The sequence below is a fragment of the Pseudomonas sp. sp1636 genome (assembly GCF_030376615.1).
GTDB lineage: Bacteria > Pseudomonadota > Gammaproteobacteria > Pseudomonadales > Pseudomonadaceae > Aquipseudomonas.
The window spans coordinates 79476-91394 of the sequence record NZ_JARRAB010000002.1 but is presented as its reverse complement, the minus strand read 5'-3'; the positions used below and the strand labels follow the sequence as shown (position 1 = coordinate 91394).

Sequence of the window (11919 nt, the reverse complement as noted above, 5' to 3'; positions counted from 1 at the left end):
GCTGTGATATGCATGCTGATGCTCTTCCGGTGTCTGTTGCTACTTTTCTGAAGAATAAACGAAACACTGAGGTAATTGCCATGAAACTACATATTCTTTCTGATTTGCATAATGAGTTCGATGAGTACGTGCCCAGCCCTGCCGCGAGCGAAGCGGATGTAGTGATCCTTGCAGGGGATATAGATATAGGGCTAAAAGGGATCGAGTGGGCTGACAAGGTGTTTAATTGCCCTGTTATTTATGTGCCTGGAAACCACGAGTTCTATCGACATCATTTAGAACACATGCTGGATGACATGAAAAAACTCAACAGCGACAAAGTTAAAGTGCTGGACATGGGTGAGTTAGTTTTAGGCGATGTGCGGTTTCTCGGGGCAACAGCATGGACCGACTTTGCATCTACTGGAGATTCAGCACTTGCCGCGCTGTTCGCTCAGCAGATGCTGAATGACTTCAACTTAATATTCTCCGATAATTATAGAAATATTCGTCCAGCAGATTTAATTAAGATATGTGCAAATGCAAAATCTTGGTTGCGCTCAAAGATCAATGAAGAGTTTTGCGGAAAAACCGTTGTAATCACTCATCATGCACCTGTTATGCAATCACTTGAACACAGTCCTCATGCGCGCTCACACCTGGAGGCTGCCTTTGCAAACGACTGGAAGGATCTCGTAACAGGAGATTTGGTTGATTTGTGGATTCATGGTCACACGCATATTTCTGCTGACTATGATGCAAATGGCACCCGGGTAATATCCAACCAGCGCGGCTACCCAGGCGAAACTACTGGGTTCGAACCAGACTTAATTATTGAGCCGTAGAACGCTTCTCATCGCACGCACCACAAAGCTTCCAGATCCAGTCCTTTTCTACGCGCTCTACTGCATTCGTAGATCCGCAGAACTGACAAATACCATCCGTTGCCCGCTCTACCGCATCTGCAAGCACAACCAGGTGCCATGGAGCCCCTCCGATATCTATTCTCAGATAGCCATGTGAGGGTTTCACTCCCAAAGGTTTCACGCCAGCATCCCTGCATGCTTGCTGAAAAGCATCAGAATATTGCTGCCAGCCTTCGTAAGACTCACCTCAGCTTCCTGCTTCTCGATCTTCCTTTATCACTCAAACCTCCAAGAATAGTACCACTGGCTAGATTCAGCGTAGAGGGTTTAACTATACAGCACATGACATATATGTTCTAGATCACATAAATTTCATGAGCAGCATGTTCTAGATTACACGCCAATCACACTCACCATGTTCCAGATTACATACTGGTCGATGATGGCATGTTCTGCGTTACACACAACACAGAAACACTTGTTACTGATAACATGATTTAACATTCAGCATGTTAATTAGCACATACCTTCACCAAAAACTCTGTGCTAGGCAACACAACAACACGTGTGACTAAAAATATTAATCAAATTTAATACAATTAGCAAAATACCCTATTAACTATTGATATAATCATTATATAAGAAGAAATTCTTTGCAAGCTATGTCTCACAACCCCGTGTATCCCTTCGTACCTCGGCCCACGGTGTTTTCGACGGCTTCTGCTCAAACCCTCTGGGTTCTGCGCGAATAAAGATGTCAATGACAAAAGCCAAATAATAATAAAAATAAACGGTGTGAAAAATGGAAAGAGTAAAGGGAAAGGGCGGAGCCCCAAGGAAAGAAATAAGGCAATCAAAGGCGTTCAAAGTATATCTGACACATGATGAGTTTCTTTTAATAAAGAGCATTGCTGAGGAACTTGGATATCCAACAATTTCAGGCCTTATTCGAGAAAAGTCTCTTGAATTCTGCAACAAAGGCCGAATTAGCACTGCTAACAATCCGATGATTCAAGCGGCCTCTGCATACCTGGGCGATATAGCATTTGCGTGTTCTGTACTTGAACAATACGTTGATGAATATAACGTGCCAGAAGATGTTTATGAGGCGTCTGTTGGCTTGCGCATAAAAATACAAAATGTAGAAAGTTTTCTAACCCAATAAAAACAATAAAAACAATAAAAGGAGCAACAAAAAATGGTTAATGAGCAACTAGAAAATTCAGTGGGATTTGTCACTCGCGTAGATTATGTCTGCGCAGCGCTTGAAAATGATATTGGCAAGAGGCCATTTGTTGGGTTCCTCGGTGGCAACATTGTTGCTGGAGACCCGTTCATAAGAACAGAAAATGGCATTGATGTAGATACGTCAGAATTGATCGCAGAGCTTGATGCCCATGCAGCAAAATATAAAGGCCCTTCAAAAGACCTATGCGCTCACTTTGTTCTTTCACTTGCGACAGGAGAGAACTTGCCCAGAAAAGATCTTCTGGAGTCAGCAAGGCACTACATGAGTGTTATGGGCTACGGCAAGGGGTCCAAATGGTTCGCTACAGTTCATTACGACACTGACAACGTACACGTACACATTGTTGCTTGTCGCGCTCAGATGAAGCATAGCGACATCTCTCCTGATGGTCGACCAAGACCACCACAATTCTCAATCGTTAAGGACAGCAACTCATATGAGAAGGGGTGGCTAGCCTGCCGTGAGCTTGAGAAAAAATTCAATCTCCAAGTAGTTGCAAATCCCGACCAGTGCTTCGCGAAAAATGGAGACATTTTCAGAAATGGTAAAGACCAAGCAAAAATTATAAGAGGAATTATGAGTGACGTGTGGAAACAAGGCATCCCTAAAACGTTCTCTGATTTGGTTGTTCGCTTAGATGAAAAGGGCGTGAGCATAAAGATTGTGACAGATAAAAGAGATCCAAATTTGATTCAGGGCATAGCATTTAAACTAAATAGACCAGATGGAAAATGGATCAGTGGATCAAAATTAAAAGGCACCAGATTCACCTTCGATCAACTGATCTTGAAAGAAGGAATTGACTATAACCCATCTCGTGATAACGGCCCCCTGGGACTATCTCCAGGCGCTTACACTCTCGTTAAGAAAGCGCCATCCGCACCCAAGGTTTATGCATCAACAGGCGATCACAGTGCGTTAATGCGCGTATACGTAAAGATTCCGGACAATAACAATCGCATAGCATCATACATAAAGAATAAAGGAAGGATGTACGGTAAATATGTTGATCATTCCGGCACGTACCTAGGCTTCAATGCGAGAGTTAATGTGAATCTTCGAAAGAAATCTAAAGCTGAAGTAGAGGCTGAGATTGAGGCTGAACGTGTAGCTAAGCTAATGTCTTTAATCATGAAAATGATGAGAAATGCGCTGAATGACTTGTTCTACGACATGCTTCTGAAAGTCGAAATGGCTGATTCAGAGAACGGAGTTACAGATACTGCCTGTCGGCTAAATGTACCAGTCATTCTAGATGCAGACACTTTGTTCGAGCAGCGCTCTGCGATGGAAGACGCAATTGACACTCAAGTAGAGAAGCAAATGTCTTACTTGTATTCTGTTCTGTCTAATGCAGTAGAGCCAAAACTAGAACTGGCATTGTCATTGTCATAAAAAATAAAGCCAATGCAGCCAATGCAGCCAATGCAGCCAATGCAGCCAATGCAGCGATAACTCAAGCATGTAGGGGCTCATGCGCTCAAGTGTATTCGAGCAAAAGTTTGCATCCAAAACAAGCAATGGAACAGAGCAAAGAGACTGTTCCCTTTATAGCATCCATGCAGGTGTTGCTCCCGTAAACAGGTTGAAGAGAAGCTCGGTCGCTGAACTATTCCCAGCAGTCAGAAACATGAATTGTGTTGACCGAACTCCTTCTCTCCATTTGTATTTTAACATGACACTCCGAGCCATTCAATATTCGTTCATTTGTAATTTCATATATCATTGTTTGGTGATTAGATCGTCCCGCATAAGAGAGTTAGTAACCTTTGTTATGGGAATTTAGTTGAGCCATGAACGCTTTGCCTCCCTCGCTTGCTGAGTATAGCCCTGTAGGTTTGAGTGAGCTTACAAACGAATCAAAAGGCGAAGCGATCATCTTCGGTCTCCACGCGTTGGATGGACCCAGCTTGCTGCACGATCGGTGTCTCGATCTGAGCGACCTGCGCCATTACCTTACCGACTTCTATGGCCCGATAGGGCGTCCGTCGATCGATCCTGAACTGATGATCCGCATGCTGATCGTGGGCTATTGCTACGGCATTCGCTCAGAGCGGCGATTGTGCAAAGAGCCCATTTGAACCTGGCGTATCGCTGGTTGTTCAATGAAGTACTGCGTTGTTGCATGGACGCAGGCCTTGTCAAAGGTGAAGGGTTTGCTGTGGACGCCAGCATCATCAAAGCGGATGCGAGCCGGCAGCGCGGCGTACCGGGTGAAGAACAGGTCAACTGGAGCGATCCGTCCCTGAGCACTCGTGCCGTGCGTGAGTACCTTGAGGCACTTGATGAGGAGGCCCTGGCGGAAACACTTCCGAAGCGCCTATCGCTGACTGATCCGCAAGCTCGCTGGACAGCGGCTCCAGGTGGCCCAGCGTTCTTCGCCTATTCCACGAACTATCTGATCGATACCGAGCACGGCGTAATCGTGGATGTGGAACCCACACCTGCTATTCGAACGGCCGAGGTCGAGAGCACCAGGACAATGATCGAGCGTGTCGAAGAGCTGTTCGACATCAAGCCGGCACGCCTCATCGGCGATACCGCATATGGCACCGCGCCGATGCTAGCTTGGATGGTCGAGGAAAAAGATATCGAGCCGCATGTGCCGGTATGGGACAAAACCGCGCGCAAGAACGACAGTTTCTCGAGCAACGATTTTCACTGGAATGAAGAGGCGGAGGAATACCGCTGCCCAGCCGGCAACGTACTGCGCAGCGAATGGCGAGCCTTCAAGAACCTGCGTTCGCATGTCACCAAAGCCAACACCATCATTTTCCGATCTAGGCAGACGGACTGCGCGGCGTGTCCGATGAAAGCAAGGTGCTGCCCGAACACTTCGTTTCGTAAGATCGCTCGCAGCGTCCATGAAGCCGCTCGTGACGTAGCTCGGCACATCGCAACGACGCCGGAGTATCGGCGTTCTCGCCACTAACGTAAGGAGGTCGAAATGTTGTTTGCCCACCTCAAGCGCATCCTGAAATTGGATCACTTGCGGCTACGAGGTATGAGTGGCGCTACTGATGAGTTCACGCTGGCGGCAGCGGTACAGAACCTGCGGAGATTGGCAAAACTCACATCTCAAGGGCCGACAGTTATGGGGTAGATGCGTCCGCACCAAGCAAAAAACCTCAAATCAACCCAATAACAGAGCAGCAAAGGTCATCGAAGGGCCGAGAAACCACGCAACGTGGTGAGTAGGTTCTCCGGTGGTGATCGTGGCTGAGTTCAGACGAGCTGAAAAACCGACTTTTTCAACAGAATCGGCCAGAAGCGGACAATGAGAAATTCAAGCGCCCAGCATGGCTGTCTGGATACCTGGACTACCCCCGCTCCGGTAGACATCCCCGGCCTATGCTTTGAGCATAGGAGAAAGTCTATGAGCACCCAATGATTGAGTCTGCCGTTTTGACCAGATATCGACTCCTCAATAAATTTACAGCATCTACCAAATGGTAGATGCAAGTTCTCAGAAAGCCGAGTAAATATTAGGCAAGGACACATATATCTTCATCTTATTTTGGTGACTATGCTGAGAGGGCTGTGCGTGACAAATTTATACATTCTGTGTTTTACATGCATAGATAGGTATCGTATAGCTCGAATTACGTTATTAAATTTATTAATTTCCACAACAAACTAGACTAAAATTATCGAGAGAACTCAAATGAAAATAATATGTTTCTTTGTGGCGGCACTAACCGCAACAGCAGTCGCAACCTCGGCTGTAGCACTGGGCGAATTTACTGGGTCAGAACAATCAGTGGGATCATCAAAAGTGGATGCTTGTTCTTCAGCTAAAAATAAGGCTGCGTCCGAAGCGCAATACGAAGTAAAATCTTCAAACTATATGGGGCAGCTTGACTCTAAAAAATATAACATAAAAGTGGAAGGATGCATGTGCGAAAAAACTAGCACAGGAGCCATATGCAGTGCAACCTGGAGTATTAATTTTGAAAATTAACCAATTCTTCAAAGTTTAAGTTGAACTTTTTGCGTAGATTACTGTTTTCTGCTGTCTTAATAGGCGAGCTAATGAGAAATTAACACTATACTTAAATTGCACTGCACAGCATCAAACTCAAACCTGCACTTATAGCTTGTGTACTTTGAACTGCCTTTACATTTATCGGATGGATTTATTTAAAGTTGACGACAGAACCTAATAAATTTTTAAACTAAGAATAGTACACCATAGTAGATATGGCTTACTTGACCTGCACAAATCATCGGATGAATGCTCTTTATTAACTTGGATCGAATGCTATAAAGATTAATATCATGACAACCAGCTATTACTGTAGCACTGTAAGAACTGCTGACATTTAAGAGTTCTTAGCTGTTAAACTGCTTGTGATAGATAGTTTTACTAGTAGAGTTTTTATTAAAAACCAAAAATCGGATCAGTCGGCGCTTTAAGCCAAATCGATTCTGCTCTGGATAAAACCATTGCTAATGGAGATAATATGTGTAAATTACAGTTATTACTTTGCTCTGGAATTTTGGCGACTTCAATTACTGTAAATGCGTTCGCTGATTGCAGTGGGCAATGTGTAGAAATGTCGAGCGAGTGCAATACAGAATGCCCTATGGATGCGGAAGGCGCAGCTGGTTGTCATTTTGCGTGTCAGGCACTTTATAGCTCTTGTGAGAAAAAATGCTCATCAAATAGCAAGGAAATATTAGTTGATAAGGACGCACCATCAGAGGATTAGGCCAAGACTTATTTTTCTGCTTTTTCCGCTGTGCCTGCAAACCGCTTAGATCTAAAGCGACCTCTACTAATCATTGACTTGGCTAACATCTAGCCCCTATAAAATATTGACACCGATTTGATCTAGATCACCTGGTTAAACCCCTATAAGAAACTTGCGATTAGTCGCACCAACTCCGCTTGACGCCTACAATAACTTTTACCCAACATCGATTTGATTTGCATGCGCACGGTGCTGACCTTCACAGAGAATCGTTCGGCCATTTCTTCAGGTGTCAAATCTTCCATAAGCGCTTGGCTTATACGATTTTCCGCCGTAGTGAATCCGAACAGTAAAGTTAATATCTGATGAATACCTGTAGTAGGCAGAGGTCCACCTTGCAATTTAACCAAGGCGAATGGCGACTCAGTGCTTTCGGCTGTCACCATGTGGGGTGGTAACGGCAATACATGAAGTGCATAGCGATGATTGAAAGTGTCACTTAGAGGCATTAGGCCTGCGGAAGGTATCAATCCGCAGGCAGCGGATAGAAGTAGCATGTAATTGCCTTGAAAAGCAATTTCTCTCGGTCGCAGCCGTTGTTGATCGACACGCATTAGATTATGCACCCAGTCCTCGTCGCAAGCCCGATTAGCAAAATGAATACGACCAGAAGGGTCTATGATCCAAACAGGTTGTTTCACTAAATCAAGTGAGCCTAGATTCACTGTAGCGAATTGACGAAGTTCTGCGTTTTGATCACGTAATTTTAGCGCTTGATTTAGGTGAGGCATTACCAATTTGAGAGCGCCAAGCAAGTCATCGGAAATCTCTCTTTCTCCACGAGTCTGTTGTATAGCCAGCCTGTACTGAACCGGCCCGTCTCCTATTCGGAGAGACATCCAATGTGAAAAACCATTTGGCAGACAAAACTCTTGAAGATAGGTGCTTCTAGCCTGTTCGGATTTTGTCAGCATGCGTGAGCTTAGATAGATGTAATTCTTAGTACTACTTTCAGCAAAAGCTATGGTTGGATCAAACTGATGATAATGAGCAGCGTAATCTCTAAGCCAATTGTGGAAATGCGGTAAGTCATTGGAAAAGGCGGCTATATTCTGCGGCGCTGGTCCATGATTGCGGTCTCTGCGGAGCAAAGCGCCATGTGATTCGCCCAGCAATCCGGCCACTCTACCTAGTGCAGGCCCGAATGCTGCTTGATCCAGGATTCCAGCATAGAGCTGCTCCACAATCGTGAGTATTTCTGACTCTGTTGCTTTGGTGAGGTGCATAAACTCTCCAACAATCACAGCATCTACCAGATGGTAGATGAAAAACCTTAGAAACCAGGTATAAATTTAAAAGGAAGTACTACCCATGTCGCTAAGGAATCTCTGAAGAAGACTTCCTGATTTTGGCAAAATAGCCGGTTTCCACTCGCAGAGCTTTCCAATGAAGCAGATGACCTTCGCCGACTCCGGGTACGCCGGCAAGCGCAAGCAGACCTGCAAAGAGTTGTTCCTGATCGAGATGGAGCGGGTAGTACCGTGGAAGGGCTTGATCTCCTTGATTGAGCCGCATTTCCCCAAGGGTGAAGGCGGTCGTCCGTCCTACCCGCTGATGGCTATGCCGCGGGCTCATCTGATGCAGAACTGGTTCGGCTACATCGATCCGACGATGGTAGAGGCTCCGTACAAGACCACTATCCTGCGGCAGTTCGCGGGGCTGAGCCTGGAGCGCATTCCCGACGAAACCACAATCCACAACTTCCGCCGCTTGCTGGAGAAACACGAACTGGCTGCTGGCATCCTGGCTGTGATCAATGGCTCTCTGGGCGACCGAGGTCTGTCGCTGCGCCAAGGAACCATCGTCGATGCCACGCTGATCAATGCGCCGAGTTCGACCAAGAACAAGGACGGTAAGCGCGACCCGGAGATGCACCAGACCAAGAAAGGCAACCAGTATTACTTCGGAATGAAGGCCCATGCCGGCGTAGCCCTACATGTTAAGGACACACTGAAAAAAAATTCCTGATTTTAGCAAAATACGCAGATTCCACCCGCCGAGTTTCACGATGAAACAGATGACCTTCGCTGACGCCGAGTACGCCGGCAAGCGCAAGCTGGCCCGAAAGGAGTTGCTCCTGATCGAGATGAATAAGGTTGTGCCATGGATGGGTTTGATTGCCTTGATCGATCCTTATTATCCCAAGGACGAAGGTGGCAGGCCCACCTACGTTTATAGAGCGGTCGGCGAACAGAAATATCGGCGAATCCGTACATTTTTTCGAAAAGATATTTATGGGATTCTTTAATCATGAAAATTTTTAAAAACTTGCTATTGATTGGCACATTTTTGCCACTACCTGTAATGGCTGAAATATTGCACAGCAAGATAACAATTGGTGGCCAGACTGTAGAGATTCAAAAACTTACAATAGAGTGCCCTGTGTATCTTGTATTGAACAGTGGCTGGCAGCATGTGAATAGAGAGTACACTCTTCACATATTAAATCCCAAATTAATAAACTCTAATCAATGGAATTCAGTAAAGGTTGAAAATTATGGATATTACGCATGGTCAAACAACACATGGAATAGGTTTTCTTCGGTAGAAGGCAACGTATTCTGGCTTACAGACAAGGAGCATATTTATATAGGCACCAATTCTGACTCATGTATTAGCAATACGTGCACGACAACCTATGATGCTGATGTATTTATTAGGTTTGCGCGAAGGGGAATTGCAAGGAACTCTCTAGAGATGGTTTATGAGCATGATGGTTACTCCTGTAAATATCTAAAGGGTCCTGGCATGTCTCTGTATTGCGCAGAATACAATGATTTAAAAAAGTGGGAAATCCCACAGGATCGCACCCAATGCAAGCTCACCAAATACAAGCGACCGCCTGAAAAAATTGGGTTCTAATCAACGAATGCGGCGTCAGCTCACCAACTCACTCTTGGGCTTGGGGGTGATCTGTTTGGGGCACCGCCTTGAATGCGCATCGGAAGTAACGGGGCTCCCCAGTCGCGCAAAGTCAGCAATACGAGCCTTTCCAGACGGATCCCCAATGGTTCACTTTCTGAAAACTACGGATAACCATTCTTGAGCAGCTGCTCTGTTCAGCTTCAAGAAGAAGCTCTACGGAGCAATCCGTATCGCGATCAGCGCGCATCCTGCCAGGCCGATAAGAAGCGTGGCATTTACGGCCTCTATATCCATAGTAAGGCCGAAAGCTGCGCTGCTTATATCGCCTCTGTAGGTTCTGGCGGTTGAGATCAGTCCCGTTGCCACTCCAGTATCCTGAGGTGGCGTGATGATCTGGAAGAACGGTAATTGACTCAGATTGAGAGCCCCTTCCGAGCCAGCAGGTGATAGATTGAGTGCTCGGCTCAGGGATAGATAGCTCCGATGTACCTTGCACGCAGCAATAACGGTAGACGCATACCCGCAACGCGCGATGAGGGCGGAAATTGTCCCAGCTGCACGAGCAGCTGCCCCCAAAGCTGGGCGATATCTACGAATGGCATTGGAGCCATAAGCCTGGCCTGGCTTGCAGCCATCGAAAGACAGCCACCTTCTGGCAGTACGGCTGGATACGCCACTATCACGCTTCGGGTGAATGGGAGATGGAGACCAGCTTGAGCGGGGTCGACTTCGATGGAATCCATCCCGAAATGCGCCTCTCCCTGATGCTGGCTCACAAGCTGGACTTGATTGGACTCAAGACCTTCATCGAGGCATCAGCACAGCGCGACCTCAAGCCGGTGGTGATCTTCAACGCAAAGCCTTTGAGCGATTTCAGTTCCAGGACTACCGCCTGAAGCACGCCAAGCGCTCGGACAATAGCTGGATCTTCTTCTTCGCTCACGCGTTCCCAGGACACAAGCGCACGGCTTCGCTCTGGCTGGACATCGAACAAGACAAGCCTCCGCACTTCTGCCTGAAAAGAGGGATTTACAACCTCGGCTACTCGCCTGAATGCCATGGTGCCATTACTGTGAGCCGCACCTCGAAGCCTAAATCGGTGCCCCGGCCTGCTGGCCCACCACCCGAATTCTTCGGGCAAGAGGAGTAGCCGGGCATGGCATCGATGCAGACCGGGGCAATCAAATGATCGGCCTCAATTGTCACCTACCTACCCGACGTCCTCTCTCGCCAGCCAACCCTGCAAAGGCCTGGCCTCTTCACGGGCGACCGACTAGCTGCGCCCTGCCTGCCAGCTCGCTGTCGGGTTGCTGTCGTGTTAGCTCCACCACGTACTCCCCATACTCGCTGCATCGTTTTAAGTGATGGAGCAGAAAATGAAAAGGAAGGTTTTGCGCAAGCCGCGCTCACATGCCATCAGTTCGCTTTTTATCCTTCAAGTAATCTGCGTACATATCTTCAAGCTCTGCCTCTCGGTCGCGATCCTGATCTGTCTCAATCTTGGTTAATACTACCCAGTCCTCTTCGAATAACCACTCACCAGAACGTCGCGCCAACGTAACTTCAACATCCAGATAAAACTCACAACCAGCGTATGGACGATCTTGATCTTGCTCACCCGAGTAAGTGAACGAAACCTCCAGTGCCAGCAGGCCCTTGGTTTCGTCATACGACGAGGCCGTCACTTCAAAATCTTCACACGAATAGTCGTAGGCATTGGTGTCTGCCGTTTCACCCGAAAGCAGGTTATCAATCTCCTCGCAAAATCGCTCGTACACCGGGCTATCGTAAATAACATCAGCAGTATTCGATGAACCTAGCGCAGCCCCAATCAGACGGGCATCGTCGGGATTGCGGGAAGCAACTGTCGTTAGTTCGTGGAAGTCCTTGAATTTCAAGGAAGTGGCCAGCTGCTCTTGAGCTACCGACAGCTTGAAACCTTGCTCTTGAGCAAGTGTTTTTGCCTTAGATTTGATCAGATTGAAATAGCTGTATTTCGACATGGCTTTCTCCACGCGACGCTATTTGCCAGGATGCTTGCTTCGCCGGGCTGCGCGTCGGTAGATGCGTGCCATAAGGTGAGGGTAACGAACACAATGGTGCAGAACTTCGCCGCTGCAAGCTGGCAGGCGCCCATCTGCGCCTGCCAAAATACTGCACTTTTGGTCGCCTCAGAGCAAGCGCAATGAATCTCCCCTGATTTTGT

General features: G+C 47.0%; 9 protein-coding genes and 2 pseudogenes. 9 read left to right on the top strand and 2 right to left on the bottom strand.

The window, feature by feature from the left end; all coding sequences use genetic code 11:
- Positions 1-80 precede the first annotated feature (80 nt).
- From P8H27_RS02110 to P8H27_RS02090, 5 genes and pseudogenes are all read left to right on the top strand, one after another.
- Positions 81-824, top strand: a complete 744-nt coding sequence (locus tag P8H27_RS02110; RefSeq protein WP_289634967.1) for a metallophosphoesterase — start codon at positions 81-83, stop codon at positions 822-824.
- Positions 825-1647: 823 nt separating this feature from the next.
- A complete protein-coding gene (locus P8H27_RS02105; RefSeq protein WP_289634966.1) occupies positions 1648-2010 on the top strand; it encodes a hypothetical protein in 363 nt (120 codons plus the stop codon).
- A 33-nt stretch (positions 2011-2043) separates the two neighbouring features.
- The gene (locus tag P8H27_RS02100) at positions 2044-3489 is read left to right on the top strand and encodes a relaxase/mobilization nuclease domain-containing protein (protein WP_289634965.1); all 1446 of its coding nucleotides are present in this window, start codon (positions 2044-2046) and stop codon (positions 3487-3489) included.
- A 524-nt stretch (positions 3490-4013) separates the two neighbouring features.
- Positions 4014-5197: pseudogene (locus P8H27_RS02095) on the top strand (transposase); the annotation flags it as partial.
- Positions 5198-5758: 561 nt separating this feature from the next.
- On the top strand, positions 5759-6055 hold the full coding sequence (locus tag P8H27_RS02090) for a hypothetical protein (RefSeq protein WP_289634964.1): 297 nt from the start codon (positions 5759-5761) through the stop codon (positions 6053-6055).
- Between the two features lie 894 nt (positions 6056-6949).
- Here P8H27_RS02090 and P8H27_RS02085 read toward each other — a convergent pair.
- Positions 6950-8074, bottom strand: coding sequence for a hypothetical protein (locus P8H27_RS02085; protein WP_289634963.1), 1125 nt, complete (start codon positions 8072-8074; stop codon positions 6950-6952).
- 160 nt (positions 8075-8234) lie between these two features.
- On the opposite strand from P8H27_RS02085, the pseudogene P8H27_RS02080 reads away from it, so the two are divergent.
- The 4 genes and pseudogenes from P8H27_RS02080 to P8H27_RS02065 all read left to right on the top strand — a co-directional run.
- Positions 8235-8777 (top strand): annotated as a pseudogene (locus P8H27_RS02080) (IS5 family transposase); the annotation flags it as partial.
- A 79-nt stretch (positions 8778-8856) separates the two neighbouring features.
- Positions 8857-9096 carry a hypothetical protein gene (locus P8H27_RS02075; RefSeq protein ID WP_374761315.1) on the top strand — a complete coding sequence of 80 codons (240 nt, stop codon included), beginning with the start codon at positions 8857-8859 and terminating at the stop codon, positions 9094-9096.
- A gap of 2 nt (positions 9097-9098) precedes the next feature.
- Positions 9099-9710, top strand: a complete 612-nt coding sequence (locus P8H27_RS02070) for a hypothetical protein (RefSeq protein WP_289634962.1) — start codon at positions 9099-9101, stop codon at positions 9708-9710.
- A gap of 548 nt (positions 9711-10258) precedes the next feature.
- On the top strand, positions 10259-10609 hold the full coding sequence (locus P8H27_RS02065) for a hypothetical protein (RefSeq protein ID WP_289634961.1): 351 nt from the start codon (positions 10259-10261) through the stop codon (positions 10607-10609).
- A gap of 510 nt (positions 10610-11119) precedes the next feature.
- Here P8H27_RS02065 and P8H27_RS02060 read toward each other — a convergent pair.
- Positions 11120-11716, bottom strand: coding sequence for a hypothetical protein (locus tag P8H27_RS02060; RefSeq protein WP_289634960.1), 597 nt, complete (start codon positions 11714-11716; stop codon positions 11120-11122).
- Between the last annotated feature and the right edge of the window lie 203 nt (positions 11717-11919).